This window comes from Rhodococcus sp. MS16 (genome assembly GCF_013277795.1).
GTDB classification, from domain to species: Bacteria; Actinomycetota; Actinomycetes; order Mycobacteriales; family Mycobacteriaceae; genus Rhodococcus_F; species Rhodococcus_F globerula.
Window position 1 is genome coordinate 231,870 of sequence record NZ_VBTM01000006.1, and the last position, 20,594, is coordinate 252,463.

Annotated in this window: 18 protein-coding genes and 1 tRNA gene; 9 read left to right on the top strand and 10 right to left on the bottom strand. The window is 61.3% G+C overall.

What is annotated here, in order from left to right; translation table 11 throughout:
* Both FEZ60_RS18870 and FEZ60_RS18875 read right to left on the bottom strand, forming a co-directional pair.
* Window positions 1–873, bottom strand: a complete 873-nt coding sequence (locus tag FEZ60_RS18870; protein ID WP_045066914.1) for a xanthine dehydrogenase family protein subunit M — start codon at window positions 871–873, stop codon at window positions 1–3.
* A gap of 91 nt (window positions 874–964) precedes the next feature.
* Entirely contained in the window at window positions 965–2,104 is a 1,140-nt protein-coding gene (locus tag FEZ60_RS18875) for an XdhC/CoxI family protein (RefSeq protein ID WP_095885885.1), read from the bottom strand.
* A gap of 91 nt (window positions 2,105–2,195) precedes the next feature.
* Between FEZ60_RS18875 and FEZ60_RS18880 the strand changes: the two genes are divergently transcribed.
* Window positions 2,196–2,271, top strand: a tRNA-Arg gene (locus FEZ60_RS18880).
* Between the two features lie 10 nt (window positions 2,272–2,281).
* Here FEZ60_RS18880 and FEZ60_RS18885 read toward each other — a convergent pair.
* Together FEZ60_RS18885 and FEZ60_RS18890 are read right to left on the bottom strand one after the other, a co-directional pair.
* Window positions 2,282–3,808, bottom strand: coding sequence for an HNH endonuclease signature motif containing protein (locus FEZ60_RS18885; RefSeq protein WP_172936726.1), 1,527 nt, complete (start codon window positions 3,806–3,808; stop codon window positions 2,282–2,284).
* 66 nt (window positions 3,809–3,874) lie between these two features.
* On the bottom strand, window positions 3,875–4,165 hold the full coding sequence (locus FEZ60_RS18890; protein WP_045066912.1) for a putative quinol monooxygenase: 291 nt from the start codon (window positions 4,163–4,165) through the stop codon (window positions 3,875–3,877).
* A 138-nt stretch (window positions 4,166–4,303) separates the two neighbouring features.
* Between FEZ60_RS18890 and FEZ60_RS18895 the strand changes: the two genes are divergently transcribed.
* The gene (locus FEZ60_RS18895) at window positions 4,304–6,481 is read left to right on the top strand and encodes a glutamine synthetase III (protein WP_033232790.1); all 2,178 of its coding nucleotides are present in this window, start codon (window positions 4,304–4,306) and stop codon (window positions 6,479–6,481) included.
* 74 nt (window positions 6,482–6,555) lie between these two features.
* Here the strand turns inward: FEZ60_RS18895 and FEZ60_RS18900 are convergent, their stop codons facing one another.
* The gene (locus FEZ60_RS18900) at window positions 6,556–7,905 is read right to left on the bottom strand and encodes a DUF4185 domain-containing protein (protein WP_172936727.1); all 1,350 of its coding nucleotides are present in this window, start codon (window positions 7,903–7,905) and stop codon (window positions 6,556–6,558) included.
* A 217-nt stretch (window positions 7,906–8,122) separates the two neighbouring features.
* Between FEZ60_RS18900 and gdhA the strand changes: the two genes are divergently transcribed.
* Window positions 8,123–9,466 (top strand): NADP-specific glutamate dehydrogenase, encoded by a 1,344-nt coding sequence (gdhA, locus tag FEZ60_RS18905; RefSeq protein WP_033232785.1) that lies wholly within the window; start codon window positions 8,123–8,125, stop codon window positions 9,464–9,466.
* A gap of 96 nt (window positions 9,467–9,562) precedes the next feature.
* Here gdhA and FEZ60_RS18910 read toward each other — a convergent pair whose 3' ends face one another.
* From FEZ60_RS18910 to FEZ60_RS18920, 3 genes are read right to left on the bottom strand one after another with little or no spacing between them, the layout of a single operon-like run.
* Window positions 9,563–9,769, bottom strand: a complete 207-nt coding sequence (locus tag FEZ60_RS18910; protein ID WP_033232783.1) for a hypothetical protein — start codon at window positions 9,767–9,769, stop codon at window positions 9,563–9,565.
* 14 nt (window positions 9,770–9,783) lie between these two features.
* Window positions 9,784–10,956: an acyl-CoA desaturase gene (locus tag FEZ60_RS18915; RefSeq protein WP_172936728.1), complete on the bottom strand. Its 1,173-nt coding sequence runs from the start codon at window positions 10,954–10,956 to the stop codon at window positions 9,784–9,786.
* Window positions 10,957–10,987: 31 nt separating this feature from the next.
* Window positions 10,988–12,091: a ferredoxin reductase gene (locus tag FEZ60_RS18920; RefSeq protein WP_116102816.1), complete on the bottom strand. Its 1,104-nt coding sequence runs from the start codon at window positions 12,089–12,091 to the stop codon at window positions 10,988–10,990.
* 156 nt (window positions 12,092–12,247) lie between these two features.
* Between FEZ60_RS18920 and FEZ60_RS18925 the strand changes: the two genes are divergently transcribed.
* On the top strand, window positions 12,248–12,880 hold the full coding sequence (locus tag FEZ60_RS18925; RefSeq protein WP_239654703.1) for a TetR family transcriptional regulator: 633 nt from the start codon (window positions 12,248–12,250) through the stop codon (window positions 12,878–12,880).
* Between the two features lie 46 nt (window positions 12,881–12,926).
* Here the strand turns inward: FEZ60_RS18925 and FEZ60_RS18930 are convergent, their stop codons facing one another.
* A complete protein-coding gene (locus FEZ60_RS18930; RefSeq protein ID WP_116102814.1) occupies window positions 12,927–13,280 on the bottom strand; it encodes a VOC family protein in 354 nt (117 codons plus the stop codon).
* Window positions 13,281–13,440: 160 nt separating this feature from the next.
* Here FEZ60_RS18930 and FEZ60_RS18935 point away from each other — a divergent pair, with 160 nt between their 5' ends.
* From FEZ60_RS18935 to FEZ60_RS18945, 3 genes are all read left to right on the top strand, one after another.
* Window positions 13,441–14,661, top strand: coding sequence for an FAD-dependent oxidoreductase (locus FEZ60_RS18935; protein WP_116102813.1), 1,221 nt, complete (start codon window positions 13,441–13,443; stop codon window positions 14,659–14,661).
* Window positions 14,662–14,772: 111 nt separating this feature from the next.
* Complete coding sequence (locus FEZ60_RS18940) at window positions 14,773–15,612, top strand: alpha/beta hydrolase (RefSeq protein ID WP_033232769.1); 840 nt, start codon at window positions 14,773–14,775, stop codon at window positions 15,610–15,612.
* 84 nt (window positions 15,613–15,696) lie between these two features.
* The gene (locus tag FEZ60_RS18945) at window positions 15,697–16,518 is read left to right on the top strand and encodes a thioesterase family protein (protein WP_045066907.1); all 822 of its coding nucleotides are present in this window, start codon (window positions 15,697–15,699) and stop codon (window positions 16,516–16,518) included.
* Here FEZ60_RS18945 and FEZ60_RS18950 read toward each other — a convergent pair.
* Window positions 16,508–17,869 (bottom strand): MFS transporter, encoded by a 1,362-nt coding sequence (locus FEZ60_RS18950; RefSeq protein WP_172936729.1) that lies wholly within the window; start codon window positions 17,867–17,869, stop codon window positions 16,508–16,510. The genes FEZ60_RS18945 and FEZ60_RS18950 overlap by 11 nt on opposite strands.
* A gap of 98 nt (window positions 17,870–17,967) precedes the next feature.
* On the opposite strand from FEZ60_RS18950, the gene FEZ60_RS18955 reads away from it, so the two are divergent.
* A complete protein-coding gene (locus FEZ60_RS18955) occupies window positions 17,968–18,564 on the top strand; it encodes a PadR family transcriptional regulator (RefSeq protein WP_045066905.1) in 597 nt (198 codons plus the stop codon).
* Entirely contained in the window at window positions 18,561–20,591 is a 2,031-nt protein-coding gene (locus tag FEZ60_RS18960) for an NADPH-dependent 2,4-dienoyl-CoA reductase (protein WP_172936730.1), read from the top strand. The genes FEZ60_RS18955 and FEZ60_RS18960 overlap by 4 nt, the downstream gene beginning before the upstream one ends.
* Window positions 20,592–20,594 lie beyond the last annotated feature (3 nt).

The window sequence follows — 20,594 nt, forward strand, 5'->3', positions numbered from 1 at the left end:
TCAGTCTTCCCCAATCCTGGTCACAGCGCTTCGCAGAGTGCGGACGGTCAGTACGCCTGCGAGGTGGCGTTTGTAGTCGGCACTTCCGCGCTGATCGGTGACGGGCTCGCAGGCCTGCTCGGCCATCTCCCCGGCGCGCCGGTAGACCTCCTCGGACGGCGCCTTGCCCTCCAGATATCCGGAAATCGCGGCCAGCGCCTGCGGATCGGAATTGACCGCGGTAAGGCCGAGCTGTCCTCTCCTAATCGCGCCGCCTTCCATCCACACCGATGCACCCGCAGCAGTGATCGCCCAATCCCCCACGCGCCGTTCCACCTTTGCGTACGCGCTCGAACTGTCGGCCCTGCTCGCAATCCGAACCTCGACCAGAATCTCGTTTGTGCTGAGGGCCGTCTCATAGGGGCCGACATGAAATTCCGCCATCGGAATGTCGCGGGTTCCCGAAGGACCACGTACGACGCACGTCGCCTCCAACACCGAGCACACGGTGCTGAGGTCTTCCGCGGGGTCGGCCTGACACAACGAACCGCCGATGGTTCCGCGGTTTCGCACCACCGGATCGGCGATCACTTTTTCCGCGTCCCGAAAGATCGGGAAGGCGCTGGCAAGGTCGTCGGATTCGAGTAACTGACGATGACGCGCCATCGCGCCGATCCGAACGTGTCCGTCCCCGAACGTGATGTAGCCAAGTTCCTCGGCCAAGTCGTTGATGTCGATCAGATACTCGGGGTTTGCCAGTCGCAGCTTCATCATCGGAAGCAGGCTGTGTCCGCCCGCAACAACGCGCGCCTGATCGCCCAGTCGCTCCAGCAATCCGATGGCGTGGTCGATACCGGTTGCCCGCTCGTACTCGAACGGCCCAGGAACCTGCATGTGATGCACCCCACATTCGACTGTCATCTCAGCTTCTGCCGAGCGTCACAGCGAGTCAAGGGGCCCATCAGCTGCCTCACAATTCCCCAGGTCAGCGGCTCTCGGATTCCCCTGAACTGCGGTGAATGGGGCCCTCCAACCCGCTCAGCGGCTTGCCCTCACCACCCCACCGAAGCGCGATGATCTCCGCCGCGATCGACACTGCGGTTTCCTCCGGCGTTCGCGCGCCGAGGTCCAGACCGATCGGACTCGCCAGCCTCGCCAACTCGAGGTCGGTGACACCTGCCGAGCGCAATCGTTCGAGCCTGTCTTGATGTGTGCGACGCGAACCCATCGCGCCGACAAACCCGACTTCCGGTAGTCGGAGCGCAACCTCGAGCAGGGGCACGTCGAATTTCGGATCGTGAGTCAACACGCAGATGACCGTGCGTGAGTCGATTGCCCCGGCTTCCGCCTGTGCTGCCAAGTACCGATGCGGCCAGTCGATCACCACTTCGTCGGCTGTCGGAAACCGCGACGGAGTCGCAAAAACCTCGCGGGCGTCGCACACCGTCACCCGGTACCCGAGAAATGAACCTTGCTTGGCAACCGCGGCCGCAAAATCGATGGCCCCGAATACCAGCATCCGGGCGCGGGGAGCGTAGCTCGCGACAAAAACCCGCATCCCCTCACCTCGACGCTCACCGTCCGGTCCGTACGTCAGCACTTCCGTACGTCCTGCCGCCAACAGGCCACGAGCGTCGTCGGTCACCGCGGAATCCGCGCGCGCCGATCCGATCGAACCGTCCGTGATGTCCGGTCGTATCACCAGGCGTCGGCCCACCCAGAACGGATCCGGGTGAGCAATGACTGTTGCCACCGCTACCGGGCGATGCTCCTCGACGTCGGTGGCCACACTCTCGAGACTGTCGAACGTCTGCCTCGACACAGCCTCGACAAAGACCTCGATCGTGCCGCCGCATGTCAGCCCCACCGCAAAGGCGTCGTCATCGGCAACGCCGTACCTTTCGAGGGTCGGTACACCGGATTCGATTACCTCCGTGGCTGTTTCATACACGGCACCTTCGACGCACCCACCCGACACCGAGCCCGTCACCGAACCGTCCGGGGCCACCAGCATCGACGCGCCCGGCATCCGGGGAGCTGACCGGAACGTCCGCACCACTGTTCCGACACCTGCCGTACCGTCGGCTCGCCACACCTTCATCAGTTCGGACAGAACATCCCGCATCTGCAGCTCCCATTCGGTGTCTTCTCCTATCGAGCGTATTCCAGACGGGGGTGATCGAGCGCCGTCACGGGGAAGGTAATATCGTCTCCGCGCCTCCGTAGCTCAGGGGATAGAGCAAGAGCCTTCTAATCTCTTGGTCGCAGGTTCGAATCCTGCCGGGGGCACCATACTTTCTGGTCAGAACGGTGGTGGCTCGTTCACCACGTGGGATGGAATCGCAGCGCGAGCAAGTGGTCGCCGTCGCCGCCATCCCGCCACCGTGGAATCGAGCATGAACTCGAGATCTGCCTCGACGCCACGACCATGGCATCGGAACAATCGCTCGACCACATGACTTTCCGTAAGCCGGAACCGCTCGACTTCATCGGACTGCACATCGGGATCACAAAACGCACCCCGCGGCTTCGTCACGACAAGAGAACCAGTCGGTGCGACCCATTCGAGTTGGCCACCTCCGATCTGCCGCACGGTCCAGTACCCCCAGGTCTTGAGCCGATGATGCTTGCGGCACACGGATGCCAGATTCTGCTCCGTGGTGAGCCCACCGCGGTCAGGATTCTCGTGATTGAACGCCACAGTATGATCGAGATCGCAATTCTCGGCCCGCACACCACAATTCGGGAACCGGCACGTACCGTCGCGGGTCCGGACCGTCCGCGCAAGCGCAGCCGAAGGTCGATACGTCCGCTCCTCCCGGTACCGCTTCCGCGCTGCAACGGCGGCAGGCGACACTAACGGTGCGCTCGACCGCCTACCCACTCCGAGTACAGGTCCACCAGCCTTGAAACCATGTGTTCCCGTGAGGTTTTGGCAGAGAATATGACGATCCTTCTCCGAGAGCGTCAGCACTTGCCGCCACACAGCATCGGCCGCAATTTCCCGCGCCAACTCCGCATCGATAGCACCGTACCCATGCAGAAAAGCCGGCAGATCATCAAAGCCGAGCAACGTGGAAACATTAACGCCCACCAGAATTGTCGCTTGCGACGGGGCTGATACCGGCTCCACATCCCGCCCGCAATCAGTGCCACATGCACAGGCGAGAACTGCTCGCCCCTCCGACAGCGCTACCAAGGCGTCGGCGCGACGTTGCGCCAAAGTACGAGGATCGCGCGCACATACCTGCCGCGACATCGTCTGCAGCTTTGCCGCCACGATGTGCGCACCAACCGCCGGCAGCACACCGTCGAGCGTCGACATACCGTCAACGCCTGCACTGATCCGCACATCGCGGTCTTCCTGCGCGCGCCGCCGCCGAGCGCGCACACCTTCCGGATCATGGCGTGCGATCAGGCTGCGCGCTCGGGCCTTGAGCCTGCTGCTGCTGCATTTGTCGGCGCCGTCCAGAAGTAACTGTTCAATGAGATCAAGTGCATCATCGGACACATTGGCCAGCGCATCCGAAAGCGCTGTCGCCTTACCGAGATCAATCTCTCCCGACGCAAATGCCGCAGACACCCGATGCAACCGCAAGCGCAGATCGCACCCCAACGAGATCATCCGCGTCGCCGCATATTCGGTGATACTCAGAACGAACGCAACTTCGACATGTACGAATTCACCCTGAACCGCGGCATTGCGACCGGCATTCTCATCCTCGGAGCACCGCTCGAAATACAGCGACGTGACGGCATCAACCTCGAGGAACTGGGCGCGCGCAATGGAAGCATGTCCTTCGACCAATGCATCCACAATGCCGCTCATCAACACCCCCCAGTTCGAACGTACATTCGATTCTAACAGCAATCAATACCTATGGGAATATCTGCGTCACAACACTTTTGAATAAACCCGCGCCGGCGCAGCCTTCTCCAACCTGTCCAGGGCCGCAACCAACCGCACAAAATGATCGGTGTGCGTGTGAGCGTCCAGGTGGGCCTGGGATTCCCATTCCTCCACCAACATCAGCTCGCCGGGATTGTCGCTTTGCTGCAGCAATTCGTAGCTGATGCAGCCGCTCTCCTTGCGGGTCTCGCGAACAAGTTCGCGGTAGATATCTATGACCTGCGCGAGATTTTCCGGTTCGACCGCACTGCCCACCAACACCCTGATCGCTGACATTCGGCAATCCTGCCCGAACCCACCGACAAGTCGAGAGCAGGCGCAATGTCTGTGAAACATTCCCGATACAGAAGGTTCGTAAAGTGATCGGCAATCGGGTCGCAACAAGCTGCCCTGGGCCGCGCGAGGGGTACGTAGATGAGTGGAAATGCAGTTCGTCTGCAAGCGATCAAGGACGTCGAGGCCTACACACCTCCCGTCGTGAGTTTCTCAGGCGACGAAGCTCCCGGCGAGGTGTTCGGCGCCAACGTGTTCAACAAAGTGGTGATGCAGAAGCGCCTGCCCAAGCAGATCTACAAGTCCGTGATCGCCACGATCGAACAGGGCAAGCCCCTCGACCCGGCGGTTGCAGACGCCGTTGCATCGGCCATGAAGGACTGGGCACTCGAGAAGGGCGCCACCCACTACGCGCACGTCTTCTACCCACTGACCGGACTGACGGCTGAGAAGCACGACAGCTTCTTCGAGCCGGTCGGCGACGGGTCTGCGCTCGCCGAATTTGCGGGCAAGACGCTGATCCAGGGCGAGCCGGATGCGTCGAGCTTCCCCAACGGCGGCCTGCGCAATACGTTCGAGGCTCGCGGATACACCGGATGGGACGTGACCAGCCCCGCGTACGTTCTCGAGAATCCCAACGGCAATACCCTCTGCATCCCTACGGTTTTCGTATCGATGACCGGCGAAGCGCTCGACCACAAGACTCCACTGCTCCGTTCGCAGCAGGTGATGGGCGTGCACGCCGAACGCATCCTGAAGCTGTTCGGCCACACCGAACCCGAGCAGATTGTGTCCTTCTGCGGTCCCGAGCAGGAGTACTTCCTGATCGATCGGCACTTCTTCCTCGCCCGCCCCGACCTGCTCAATGCGGGCCGCACGCTCTTCGGTACCAAGCCGCCCAAGGGCCAGGAGTTCGACGACCACTACTTCGGCGCCATCCCCGAGCGAGTCCTCGGCTTCATGATGGATACCGAACGTGAACTGTTCAAACTCGGCATTCCCGCGAAGACCCGTCACAACGAGGTTGCTCCCGGCCAGTTCGAGATCGCGCCGATGTTCGAGCGCGGCAACATCGCCGCCGACCATCAGCAACTCTTGATGACCACGTTCAAGACCGTCGCCAAGAAGCACGGCATGGAGTGCCTGTTCCACGAGAAGCCGTTCGACGGTGTCAACGGCTCCGGCAAGCACGTCAACTTCTCGTTGGGTAACTCGGAACTCGGCAGTTTGCTTGTCCCCGGCGATAATCCGCACGACAATGCTCAGTTCCTGGTGTTCTGTGCAGCTGTGATCCGCGCCGTCCACAAGTACGCGGGACTCCTGCGCGCCTCCGTGGCGTCGGCTACCAACGATCACCGCCTCGGCGCCAACGAGGCTCCGCCCGCGATCATCTCGATCTTCCTCGGCGACCAACTGGCCGACGTCTTCGAGCAGATCGCGAAGGGCGCTGCGACGTCGTCGAAGGACAAGGGCACCATGATGATCGGTGCCGACACGCTCCCCGTTCTGCCCACTGATCCCGGCGACCGCAACCGGACCAGCCCATTTGCCTTCACCGGCAACAGGTTCGAGTTCCGCGCTCCGGGTTCCATGCAGACCGTCAACGGTCCGATGGTGACCATCAACACGATCATGGCCGAAGCTCTCGACTACATGGCAACCGAACTCGAAACGGCAGTTGCCGACGGTGCCGATTTCGACACCGCGGTTCAGAACCTGCTGACCGACATCATCACCAACCACGGTGCCGTCGTCTTCAACGGTGACGGCTACTCGGAAAACTGGCAGATCGAAGCGGAAGCACGCGGACTGCCCAACCTACGGACCACGTTGGACGCTTTGCCCGAACTCATCTCCGAATCCGCTTTGGAGCTCTTCGACAAGTACAACGTCTTCAACCATCGAGAGATGCACAGCCGCTACGAGGTCGGCCTCGAGCAGTACGCGCTGAGCATCGGCGTCGAGGCACGCCTGGCGGTTGAAATCGGCACGACGCTTATTCTCCCCGCAGCGGTCCGCCATCAGACCGAGATCGCGCAGAACTTCGTCGCATTGAAGGCTGCCGGCCTCGAACCGGATTCAGCACCGCTGACCGAGGTTTCCGAACCGGTGACCGCTCTTCGGGCAGCACTTGCCGCTTTGCGCGCGGCGATCAAGGAAATTCCCCACGACTCGCCGCTCGAGGCAGCCACGCATGCGCAGGAGGCTTTGATGCCGGCCATGGCGGATGTTCGCACCGCTGCGGATCTCCTGGAAACCATGGTTGCGGACGACCACTGGCCGCTTCCCACCTATCAGGAAATGCTCTACATCCTCTGACGACAAAGAATATGGCCTGCAACCGAATTCCGGTTGCAGGCCATATTGCTATGCCATATTTCTATTCCATATTTCTATTCTGCGGGCATTCTCATCTCCAGGAGCTGAGCCTCACCGGTTGTCGCGGGGTCCGGCCGGTCGCGCGAATCCGACGACGACATCTTCATGCCCGTCAGGTCTGTCTGCATATAGATCACGTTGTAGCGATCCCACGTTGTAGCGACAAACTCGAGAGTGTTGCCGGTTCGGGAGGTCCACGGGTGCATGAACCCGCCGTACAGGCTCGGCAGGGTATATCCGCTCAGAAGGGTCTGCGTGCCACTCCACGGACCCTCCGGATGATCGGCCTGCCGAATCACGAGGCTGCCGTCCGCGCTGGTGTACATCGCGACGTACTTGTCGAGATAGTCGTTCCACTGCACCGCGAGTTCACTGACCGGGGCCTTGATGACCTGCACCGCGTCGTCGGAGTTCGCACTCCAACCCGAACCGTCCCAATACGTGTAGGCAAGGGGGTTTCGCAGTTCTGCACCGAGGACACGTGCCAAAACTGCCTTCCCGAAGCGTCCCGACGGTGTGCCGTACTCGTAGATATAGCCGTCGCCACCGTCGACGAACGCGCTCTGCTGAAAGTTCTCGTTGATCGAGGACACAGCCGGAATTCCCGGAATGTCGAGGCCAGGAGTGTTGGCGCGTACCGTCACGGGATCGATGTCCCAGTTCTCGCCGTTATCCGTCGAGTAGGCCAGCGCCGAGTAGTTGGTTGTCCAGGCGCCCGGCTCGTCCCACGTACGAACCGACATGAACCGGATGTATTGCACACCGCCGTAGGAGATGCCGGCCGTCGGGATCGTGGTGAACTCGAACGGAATGCCGAATCCGGGGATGATCTCCTTGGAGTGATTCGGAAGGTCCTTGGGTGAACTGTCGATCCGAAGCCGGTCCTGGAAATCGGTGTTACTACTGCGGAAGAGCACATTGCTGCGCCAGTCGTCGCCGTCGACCTCGCAGTCGCCGACAGTGTCACCGAATGCCATCAACACGTTGTGGTCAGCTCCGGAAAGCCCGTTGTCCCACATGATTCCGAGGTCTGTACCCGAGACGTTGAACCGGTTGATCGTGTCGTTCGGGCTGCCAGGGCCGGTCACCATTTCGATTGCCTTGGTCCGGCCGGTCAATACGGGCAATGCGCCGTTCGGTGCGCCCGTGATCCAGGGCAAAGAATTGACCAGCGATCCCGTGCCGGCAGAGCCCGAGAGGGAACCCGTCATCGAACCCGTCAGCGAGCCAAGCGAACCGGTACCGCCTGCCCCACACGGTCCACCTATCGCCGATGCCGCTGGGGCTGACGCGATGGTTGCCGCAATCGTGACTACACCTATGGACAACAACGCTGACACAGACCGTTTCGAGCGCACACGCATCCCCTCTGTCTATTTGTTCGCTCCGCCAGCAAACCACCAGCGCAGTGTTAACAGAGTGAAAGAAGAGCAAATCGTTATAAAACGGTCACTTGATTTCCCGGAAAAACCCGGTGTGGCGGATTTCACCTTCGCCCAACGGATGCCGGATTGGGCAACAAAGGCGCCTACTATGTAACGGAAATGTAAAAAAGTACTCACAATGTCAGGTAGGTGAGCGGTGTCCGTACGTGACCGCGTAGCGCAGATTTATGATCAGGTGTTGGTTCGCAATGCAGGTGAGCCGGAGTTCCACCAGGCTGCAGCCGAAGTTTTCGAATCCCTCCACGTCGTACTCGAGCGCCACCCGCGCTACGCCGACGCCGGGCTGATCGAGCGCCTCTGCGAACCGGAACGCCAGATCATCTTCCGCGTGCCGTGGACCGACGACAACGGCAATGTTCACGTCAACCGTGGCTTCCGCGTCCAGTACAACAGCGCACTCGGCCCGTACAAGGGCGGCCTGCGGTTCCACCCCAGTGTCAACCTGGGCATCGTGAAGTTCCTCGGCTTCGAGCAGATCTTCAAGAACTCCCTCACCGGCCTGCCCATCGGCGGCGGCAAGGGTGGATCGGACTTCGATCCCAAGGGTCGCACCGACGCAGAGGTCATGCGTTTCTGTCAGTCCTTCATGACGGAACTGCAGCGCCACATCGGTGAATACACCGACGTTCCGGCCGGCGACATCGGCGTCGGTGGTCGCGAGATCGGTTACCTGTTCGGCCAGTACAAGCGACTGACCAACACCTACGAGTCCGGTGTTCTCACCGGCAAAGGCATCACCTGGGGCGGGTCTCAGGTCCGCACCGAGGCCACCGGCTACGGCGTTGCGTACTTCGTCGCCGAAATGCTCAAGGCCAAGGGCGAAGACCTCGAAGGCAAGAACGTCGTGATCTCCGGATCCGGCAACGTCGCCATCTACGCGATCCAGAAGATCCACAAGCTCGGCGGCGTCGCGATCGCCTGCTCCGACTCCTCGGGGTACATCGTGGACAAGAAGGGCATCGACCTCGACCTCCTCAAGGAGATCAAGGAAGTTCGCCGCGGCCGCATCAGCGAGTACGCCGACGCCGTTCCGCACGCGCAGTTCATCGCCGGCGGTTCCATCTGGGACGTGCCGTGCGACGTTGCACTCCCCTGCGCAACCCAGAACGAGCTCGATGAAGACGCCGCAAAGACCTTGATCGCCAACGGCGTTCAGGCTGTTGCCGAAGGCGCGAACATGCCCACCACCCCCGGCGGCATCGCTCTCTTCCGCGACTCCAACGTCGCGTTTGCTCCGGGTAAGGCAGCAAACGCCGGTGGCGTCGCCACCTCGGCTCTCGAAATGCAGCAGAACGCGTCACGCGATTCCTGGAGCTTCGAGTACACCGACGAGCGTCTCGCCCGCATCATGCGTGGCATCCACAGCCGCACCATCAACACGGCTGCCGAGTACGGCAAGCCTGGCGACTACGTGCACGGCGCGAACATCGCCGGCTTCGTCAAGGTCGCCGACGCCATGATCTCGCTGGGCGTTATCTAAGAAGTACCGTCTAACCGGCAAAGGACGCCTCCACTGTTGTGGGGGCGTCCTTTGCGTTGACGAAACAGTGTTGACGGATCAGCGTTGCCGGATCAGTTAAGTCGGTGGTTCGGTTGTGTCGTCGGCGGCGGCTTTCTTTGCCGCCTCACGCATTTCGATACCGTCGGATACCCAGTCCCCGATTTCCCGGGTCACGTCGCGGACTGCACCGGCGATGATCATCGCGATGGATCCGACGTGCGTGGCCGCCGATTCAGTCAATTCCTGGACGGTGTCTTTGCGACGTTCAAATTTCCCGACCATCACATGTGGGCCTCTCAGGCTACGGTTCTCTGGCGTTCGACAATAACACCGGTAAGACTCTGTGACTTGATCATTCCAGGCGGCAAGGCAAACTTGAAGATCTTGCCCCATACCGATCCGATCTGCTTCCAGAAGCCACCCGTGTTGTACGGCAAACCGTACTGCGCGCACAGCGCCTCGACCTCAGGCGCAATCTGCGGGTACCGATGTGCGGGCAGGTCCGGGAACAGATGATGTTCGATCTGGTGGGACAAGTTGCCGGACATGATGTGGAACAACGGCCTGCCTTGGATGTTGGCACTGCCGAGCATCTGACGGACATACCACTGCCCCCGAGTCTCCTCGGCCGTCTCGTCCTCCGTGAAACTCTGTACGCCGGTGGGGAAATGGCCGCAGAAGATGATCGAGTAGGTCCATACGTTCCGGACCAGATTTGCGGTGACATTTCCTGCCAGAGTGGTGACGAACAGCGGTCCGGTGAGAGCCGGGAAGATAACGTAGTCCTTGAGGACCTGCTTGCCTGCCTTCTTCCACCAACCCTTGATCAGCGGTTTGACGTCGTACCATTTCCGCTTGCCGGCGAGGACATTCTCGATCTCCAGATCATGCATCATGACGCCCCACTCGAAGAGCATCATCAGGGCAAACGCCCACACCGGATTACCGAGGTAATAGGGGTTCCATTTTTGGGCTGGGTCGATACGCAGAATGCCGTATCCGATATCCCGGTCTTTGCCCAGAATATTTGTGTAGGTGTGATGCATGTAGTTGTGCGAGTGACGCCACTGGTCCGACGGACACACCGTATCCCATTCGAAAACTTCGGAATTGAGGCCTGGTTCACGCATCCAGTCGTACTGACCGTGCATGACGTTGTGCCCGATCTCCATGTTGTCCAGGATCTTCGAGATACTCAGCGCGCCCACCGCTGCGAGCCACACCGGCGGCAAGAAGCCCAGATACATCAGACCTCGACCGGCAACCTCGAAACCACGCTGCGCCTTGATGATCCGATAAATGTATTCGCGGTCCTCGGCGCCGAGCGATGCCACCGTGCGATCCCGGATCGCATCCAACTCACGGCCGATTTCCTCGACCTGGTCGAAGGTGAGTACTACCGGAGCGTCGGGGTCCTTATCAGGTCCGTTGCCCAGGAAAGGGAGTGTAGAAAGGGAAAGTCCAAACATGACAGTCTCCAAAAAGTGTAGGTGTCTTCGCTCAGATATCCACGGCGACATCGCCGACGGGTGCGCTGACACAGAGTTGGATCTTCTTGTCGGGTTCGTCGTCGGTCTCACCGGTGCGAATGTTGCGTGTTCGGCCGAGCTTCTTGACGGAGGTACACGAGAAGCAGATGCCCATCCGGCAGCCGTATTCCGGACTCAGCCCCGCGGCTTCCGCCTGTTCGAGGAGGGTTTTGCCTGAGTTTTCGGCCGCCACTCCACTTTTCGTGAACGCTACTTCGCCGCCTGCGGCGCCGGGTTCAGCTGCGGCGGGCGCAAACTCCTCGGTATGGAGCAGGTGCTCGATGTCGAGTTCACGAAAGACCTCGCGCACTCCGTGCATCAGTCCGGGTGGTCCACAGAGATATGCCTGCGCATCTGCCGTTTCCGGATCGGCAATCCAGGGCGCGACCGCGCTCAGGTGCGTGTTGTCGAAGAAACCGTCCAGGTCTCCCCCACCGGATTCGGTGTACACGAGTACCAGTTTCACATTCCGATGCCGCTCAGCGATGGCCTTCAACGCGTGGAGATACGACACATCCTTCTTGGTGTTCACGTAATGCAGGAACACGATCTCGCCGCGATGTTCTGCGTCGACGAGGGTACGCAGCATCGACATCACCGGGGTGATTCCACTGCCACCGCTGATCAGGAGGATGTGGGAGGGCCGTTCGATGGGGAGCGTAAAAACACCGTCGGCCTGGGACAGGCTGACTACAAGTCCCGGTTCGGCATGCGCATTCAAATACTGCGACACCAGCCCACCGGGATGGACTTTCACTGTGAGTTCGATAAGGCCATCACGGCTGGACGCAGAACCAGCCGGCGAGTAGCAGCGGGTATGACGCACCCCGTCGATCACGACGCCTACCTGGACGAACTGTCCGGCAGAGAATCCGCGCCACTGGCGCGTCGGACGCAGGGTCAATGTCACTGAATCAGCGGTCGGATGGTCGACCGATACGACCTGCGCGCGAATGTCGCGCACCGTCGCCATGGGATTGACGAGTTCGAGGTACCGATCGATCTGATGCGGAGCAGCCATGGCTTCGATCAGGGCCAGCCCGCGTCTGGCCAGAGTCTTGGAGGTTGATGCCATTGTCAGCCACTCCTTCCAGGTTGCATAATTTCAGTGTACAAATGTTCACTGATAATAGTGTGACAGGTGCACACAGGTATATGTCAAGATGAATGTGACGTGAGTTACGCGATCCACAGAAAGAGTCCACCGTGCCGATATCTACACTCGTACATCGTGACCAAGGCTGAGCCGGAAAATCGCGCAGCCAAGAAGGAGCGCACACGCCAAGCGCTGCTCGATACCGCGATGGATCTCCTCGCCGACCGGAGTTTTGCCGGCATCAGCCTCCGCGAAGTGGCCCGCGAGGCGGGCATCGTCCCCACGGCCTTCTATCGGCACTTCGCCTCGATGGAAGACCTCGGAGTCGTCCTGGTCGAGGAGAGCATGCGCATGCTTCGGCAAATGTTGCGCGACGCCAGGCGCGACCCCAGCCCCAAGAACGCCGGCACCTCACTCGATATCCTTGTCCGCCAGGTTCATTCACACGAGCGCGAGTTTCGCTTCCTCTGCCGCGAACGCTACGGCGGCATCAGCGAGATACGACGCGCCATCAACACCGAGATGCGATTGTTCGTCAGCGAACTCACCGTCGACCTCTCCCGAATGGCTGGGCTGGAAAACTGGCGACACGACGATCTTGAAATTGCGGCCGACCTGATCGTCGGCGTGATGTTCACCGCCGTCGTGGCACTCCTCGACGCAGGCTCGCCGGGATATCCCAGCGAAGATGCTGTAATCGCGCGGGCCGAAAAGCAGTTGCGGCTGATCATTCTGGGTATGGCTACCTGGGATCCCTCTCGAACCTAGAAACAGAGTCGAACACTACGAACTCGTACACGAGGCGTAGTTCCGGTCAGTAGTGGATCCGGAACCCGCCGATGAATGTCAGGGTGTTGCCGTCAGGATCGCTGATGCTCGACAACTGCACACCTTTGTTTGCATCCACCACCGCATCCAGCGTCAGTCCTCGCGCACCGATCGCCTCACGGTGAGTCGTGAGGTCGTCCACGGCAAAGTTGAGCAGCGCCAGACCCGCACGGCGAGTGTCCACCGTGACCTGTACCCATCCGGTGTCAGTCACACGCCATTCTGCCAAGTTCACCATCGGGCGATTGTCAGGCCCGCGTCCGAACAGACTCGAGTACCACTGCACTGCCTCTGCGAGGTCTCGAACGGGGACAACAGCAAGAACATGATCGATCGACATAAGGTTGTACCTCTCGACGTAAAAAATGGCGCTCGTACTCAGATACTGACCTGACAGACCGGGCTAAGTCATCGGCGAATTGCTTCTCTTATCGCAGCGTTCGCGAACATTCCAACGCAGCACACACCTGTTCTGCCGCAATCCGTGAGACCCTCGACGCATGAGCGATGTCATCATCATCGGTTCCGGATTCGCCGGATTATGGGCCGCGCTCGGCGCTGCTCGGCGGCTCGACGAACTCGGGATACCGGCCGCGCAGGTGTCGATCACGGTGCTCAGCGCCCAGCCCTTCCACGACATCCGGGTGCGCAACTACGAGGCCGATCTCAGCGCCTGCCGCATCCCGCTGGCCGATGTCCTCAACCCGGCCGGGATCGCCTATGTCACCGCGGAGGTGACCGCAATCGACACCGGTGCGCGGACCGTCTCCGCAAACGTCGGCGGTCAGTCACAGACGTACGGCTACGACCGCCTCGTTCTGGCTGCGGGTAGCCGTGTAGCCCGGCCCGATATCCCGGGTCTGACGGAGTTCGGGTTCGACGTCGATACCTACGACGGCGCAATGAAACTCGACGCTCATTTGACCCTGCTGGCCGAAGGACCCGTCACACCCGCCGCGGCGACCGTGGTGGTGGTCGGGGCCGGCCTGACGGGCATCGAAACCGCCTGCGAGCTGCCAGGCCGGCTCACTGCCCTGTTTGGCACCGACGTGACCTCGCGCGTGGTGCTGGTGGACCACAACCCCAACGTCGGATCGGATATGGGTGCGTCGGCGAGGCCGGTCATCGAAGCGGCATTGTCCAACACCGGAGTCGAGACACTGACCGGGATGAGTGTGACCACGGTGGACCAGGGCGGGGTCACGCTGTCTTCGGATGAGATGGTGCCCGCCGCGACGGTCATCTGGTGTGCCGGCATGAAGGCAAACCCGTTGACCGCGCAATTCCCGGTCGAACGTGATCGGCTCGGACGGCTCCCGGTCGACGACTATCTCCAGGTGATCGGCGTACCAGGCGTATTCGCTGCCGGCGACGTCGCCACCGCGAAGATGGATAATCAGCATCAGTCGGTGATGTCCTGCCAGCACAGCCGGCCGATGGGCCGCTACGCCGGGTACAACGTGATCGGCGACCTGCTCGGCAATCCGATGCTGGCCCTCCGCATCCCGTGGTATGTCACGGTTTTGGACCTAGGCCCGGCAGGTGCGGTCTACACCGAAGGCTGGGATCGGCAAGTTGTGGCGACCGGCGCACAGGCCAAAGCCACCAAGAACACCATCAACACCCAACGCATCTATCCGCCGTTGACCCGCGATCGGGCCGCCCTACTGACCGCCGCCGCACCAGAACTACAGACACGGCCGGCCCGCGGACACCAGTAGTCTGCCTTTCGCACACCTTCCCCCAAACGTATCGCCTGCTGAGGCGACCGCCGGTCATCAATTCAGCCCGAAGTGTGGTGTGGATCCGGAGTTGCCTCGTACGGTGGCACCATGTCCTCCACGAATACGTTTCGGATTCCTGTCGGCGACCTGACATTCGACGTCCTGATTTCCGGTCCGGACGACGGCGTCCCGCTTCTTGCCTTGCATGGATTCCCCGAAAGCGCCGCGTCCTGGGGCAAAGTGACTCCCCTACTGACGGCCGCCGGATTTCGCGTCATAGCGCCGCATCAGCGCGGATATTCGCCCGATGCCCGTCCCTCCGGCGTCGACGCCTATCGCATCGAGCACCTTGTTGCCGATACCGTCGGCCTGCTCGACGCCCTGGGGTTGCCCGACGCTCATCTTGTCGGCCACGACTGGGGATCCGCCGTGGCCTGGCAGGTTGCGGGACGGCATCCACAGCGAATTCGCAGCCTGACCGCAATCTCTGTTCCCCACCCCACCGCTTTCGGTTGGGCACTGCGCGAAGACCAGGATCAAAAGGAACGCTCGACGTACATCCGACTGCTCCGCCAGGAAGGGAAGGCCGAAAAGGTGTTGTCGGAGGACAACTTCCGACGATTGCGGGCGATGTTCGACGGCCAGATCGATCCCGAGTTCGCCGACGAACATATTCGCATCCTCAGTGGCGATGGGGCATTGACCGGCGCATTGAACTGGTATCGCGCCATGACTCGCGATTTCGGAGACATAGCCCCCACCACTGTTCCGACGACGTACGTCTGGAGTACGGCCGACACCGCACTCGGCCGCGCCGCAGCGGAACGATGCGGTGAATTCGTGGATGCGCCGTACGAATTTGTGGTTCTGGAGGGCGGCAGTCACTGGGTACCCGAGGAACGCGCCGAGGAACTGGCGGACGCGATAATCCGGCGAGCGGGAGCCTGATCCGACCTACACCTGAGCTTCTATGTAGGTTGTCATACATATACTGACTGCCTACTACACCGATTTCACCGTCAGGAGCTTGTCGTGACCACAACCGTTGCACCCCCGCATCCGTTCGATGCCGCAGTCGACCTGGAATCCATTACGCCGGGTCTCTCGACCGGGCACACCAGTACCGCATACAACAACATGGTCGGCCCGTTCGGCGGAATCACCTCGGCCACGTTGCTGGCCTCGGTTCAGCGGCACCCCGAGTGCCTAGGTGAACCACTGTCGCTGACGGTCAATTTTGCGGGCCCGATCGCCGAAGGCCAGTTCGAGATCACTGCGCGTCCGGTGCGCACCAACCGAACGACACAGCATTGGTGGATCGAACTCGCTCAGAACGGCACTGTGGCGACTACCGCAACAGCTGTGTTCGGCCTCCGCCGCGATACCTGGGACTCCACGGAAATCGAGATGCCTGCGGTGCCGGCTGCAGAAGATGTTCCTGCGCAACCGTTCCCCGAGTTCATCGCTTGGGCTCAGAATTACGAAATGCGGTTTATCGAGGGCGCAATCCCCGATCTGGAATCCGGCGAGCATCCCGACTCCGTCTCGACTCTCTGGGTTCGTGACAGCCCGCCGCGCGCGCTTGATTTCTTCTCGCTGACCTCGTTGTGCGATGTGTTCTTTCCGCGAGTGTTCCTGCGCCGCGGCAAGATGGCTCCCGCTGGAACCGTATCGCTGACGATCTACTTCCATGCCGACGCCGCAGCGCTGGCCCGGCAGTCCGATCGCTCCGTCCTCGGAACCGCACGCACCCAGCGTTTCGGTAACGGTTACTTCGATCAGAGCGCCGAATTATGGGGCAGTGACGGCGAACTGCTGGCCACCACCCACCAATTGGTCTACTTCAAGGACTGACAACCTCCGCACTGTCGCCTTCGGGCGCCTTGACCAGCGACAGGGCAGCCAGGCCCACAGCAAGAACCACCAACAGTCCGACGATGCCGGCGCGATCGGCACCGAATATCCACGCAAACAGGCCGAACAGTGTCGGCGCAAGAAACGATACTGCTCGGCCTGTGGTCGCATACAGACCAAAAAGCTGACCTTCACGACCGGGCGGAGTGATGCGCGCCAGGAACGTTCGAGCGGACGATTGTGCCGGCCCGACAAACAAGCACAGCGCGAGTCCGAAGATCCAGAACATCACCGGCCCGGACACCGCGATCAAGATTGCACCGACCACGATCATCGACGCGAGCGATACGGTGATGACCTGCTTGGGCCCGATCCGGTCGTCGAATCGCCCTGCCACCAAGGCGCCGATGGCCGAAATAACGTTGGCCGCAACGCCGAACAACAGTACGTCCGCAGCACTGATGCCGTACACATTCACGGCAAGGACAGCACCGAAAGTGAACACCCCGGCGAGTCCGTCGCGGAACAAGGCGCTCGCGATCAAGTACCAGATAGTGCGACGGTCGACGATCCACAGTTCGCGCAAGTCGCGCCACAGCACGCGGTAGGAATCGAGGAACCCCGCCTTTGCCGCACCCGGATCTGCGTCGGGCGTAGGCAACTCGGGCACCTTGAAGAACACCGGGATCGCGAAGACGGCAAACCACACCGCCGCAAGCAGTGCCACCATCCGGATGTTCAGGCCGCCGTCGGTGGTCAATCCCAGAAAACCTCGCGTGTCGCCGTCACCGACGATGAACCCGAAGTAGCAGAGCAACAACAGAACAATTCCACCGAAATAACCCATGGCCCAGCCGAACCCGGACACGCGGCCCAAGTTCTCCGGCGTCGACACCTGCCGCATCATGGCGTTGTACGGAACTCCGGCCAGTTCGAAGATCACCGAACCGACGGCGAGGAGCACAAGCCCCAGCCACAGATACCGATAGTTGTCCTCGACGAAGTACAACCCAGCCATCGACAGAACGGTGATGCCGGTGAGGATCGCCAACGACCACTTGCGCTTGCCTGACGCGTCGAACCGTTGTCCGGTGACGGGAGCAAGAATCGCGATGAAGAATCCGGCGATTCCGAGTGCCCAACTGAGCCATGTTGTGGCCGACACCGAGCCGGGCAGATCGTCGCCCACGGCGTCGGTGAGGTAAACGGAGAAGACAAAAGTCAAGATCACCGCGTTGAATGCGGCCGATCCCCAGTCCCACAGCCCCCACGCAACCACCTGACTCTTGGTCGCCGCGGCGCCTATCCCTGCGGGCGGTTCCGCCTGCGTACTTGTCGACTCTGCGCTCATGATCGCGAGCCTATTCGAGCGAGAGGGACAAAACAGGGCAAACTTTTCAGGGTATGCACTTGGTTGCATATGGAACGAGGTGCATACATACTTCACTCATGGCACTCGAACACGCGCTCCTCACCTCGCTAACCGAGCAGGAGGCGTCGGGCTACGACCTGACCCGTCGATTCGACAAGTCGATCGGGTTCTTCCACAGCGCGACGCACCAGCAGATCTACCGCGTACTCAAGCGGATGGACGAAGCCGGGTGGCTCGAGGTGGAAACCGTCGCTCAGGACGGGCGCCCGGACAAGAAGGTGTATCGGGTCTCCGGAGCCGGCCGCGCCGAGCTGACGCGCTGGATAGCCGAACCGTCCGAACCCAGCCATCTGCGTAATGAACTGGCCGTGAAGATCCGCGCCGCCGGTAGCGCAGACATCCCCGCACTTCGAGACGAAGTCGCTCGCCACCGCGACGGCCACGCCTCCCGACTCGACGTCTACCGACTTATCGAGAAACGCGACTTCCCCAATCCCACAGCTCTCTCCGGATCACCCCTGCATCAGTATCTCGTTCTGCGCGGCGGCATCCGCGTCGAAGAGGGCTTTGTCGACTGGTGCCAGGAAATTCTGGACGCCCTACCCCCTGCCGACAACAACTCTGCCGACAACAACTCCGCTGCCAGCAACTCGGAAGGACACCCGCAGCCATGACCACTCCGCAGTTCCCCCTCCTGTTCGAACCCCTCGACCTCGGGTTCACCACACTGGAGAACCGGGTAGTCATGGGTTCGATCCACACCGGTCTCGAGGACCGGGCCAAAGACATCGACAAACTTGCCGAGTACTTTGCCGAACGCGCGCGCGGCGGCGTCGGATTGATCGTCACCGGCGGCTACGCCCCCAACCGCACCGGCTGGCTTCTTCCCTTCGGCGCCAAGCTGACCAACAAGATCGAAGCGCGCCGCCATCGCCGGATCACCAAGGCAGTACACGACGCAGGTGGCAAGATCGCATTGCAGATCCTGCACGCCGGTCGGTACAGCTACCAACCGTTCAGTGTGTCGGCGTCGTCGATCAAAGCGCCGATCAACCCGTTCCGGCCACGGCGGCTCACTGATCGTGGAGTGCGCTGGCAGATCCGCAACTACGTCCGTTGCGCCAAGCTCGCTCAATCCGCCGGATACGACGGCGTCGAAATCATGGGCGGCGAAGGCTATTTCATCAACCAGTTCCTGTGCGAGCGCACGAACAAGCGTAAAGATCAATGGGGCGGTAGCTCCGAAAACCGTCGACGCATGGCCGTCGAGATCGTCAGACGCACCCGTCGCGCCGTCGGCCCGAACTTCATCGTCGTATTCCGCCTGTCTATGGCCGATCTGGTCGAAGGCGGTCAGACATGGGATGAAATCGTCACTCTGGCACAGGAAATCGAAGCTGCGGGCGCCACGATCATCAACACCGACATCGGCTGGCACGAGTCACGGGTGCCCACTATCGTGACCTCCGTACCCCGCGCCGCCTTTGTCGACATCACCGGCAAACTCGAAAAGCACGTCAGCATTCCGGTGGTCGCATCCAACCGGATCAACATGCCCGAGACGGCTGAGGAAATTCTCACCCGCGGCGACGCGCAATTGATCTCCATGGCCCGCCCGATGCTGGCCGATCCCGACTGGGCAAACAAAGCACAACGCGGAGCACCAGACGAGATCAATACCTGCATCGCCTGCAACCAGGCCTGCCTCGACCACGCCTTTGTGCGCAAACATGTGTCCTGCCTGCTCAATCCACGCGCGGGACGCGAGACGACGCTCGTTCTCTCCGCCACCCGCCGCAGCAAGAATCTTGCTGTTGTCGGCGGCGGACCTGCCGGTCTCTCTGCAGCGTTGAATCTCGCCCAACGCGGCCACACAGTCACCCTGTTCGAGGCGTCGGACACGATCGGCGGCCAGTTCGGGATCGCGCAGTTGATCCCAGGCAAGGAAGAATTCACCGAAACCATCCGGTACTACACCAGGCAACTCGACCTTGCCGGCGTCGACGTCAAGCTTGAAACACGCGTGACTCCAGCCGATCTCATCGGATCCTTCGACGAGGTAGTGGTCGCCACCGGAGTGACGCCGCGAGTCCCGAACATCCCCGGCATCGAGAATCCGAAGGTACTGACGTACGCCGAGGTGGTCCGCGAGGGCAAGCCCGTCGGCAAGACCGTCGCTGTGATCGGAGCCGGCGGTATCGGCGTCGACGTCAGCGAATTCCTCACTCACCCAACATCACCCACCTTGCACCTGAAGGAATGGAAGCAGGAGTGGGGCGTCACGGAACCCGAGATGGCACCGGGAGCGCTCACCACACCCATCCCGGAGCTTTCGGAGCGTGAGGTCTACCTCCTGCAGCGCAAGCCCGGACGCATCGGAGCCGGCCTCGGCAAGACTACCGGCTGGGTCCACCGCGCCGCGTTGAAGAACAAGGGTGTGCACGAACTCTCCGGCGTGAACTACGAACGAATCGACGACGCCGGCCTGCACATCACCTTCGGCGAGAAGCACGAGAAGCCTCGCCTCCTCGAGGTCGACACCATCGTGATCTGCGCCGGACAGGAATCGGTGCGCGATCTCGTCGACGAGCTGACCGTTGCCGGCATGGTGACCCACATCATCGGCGGGGCAGACGTAGCCGGCGAACTCGATGCAAAACGTGCCATCGAACAGGGCACACGACTGGCCGCGAAGATCTGACCG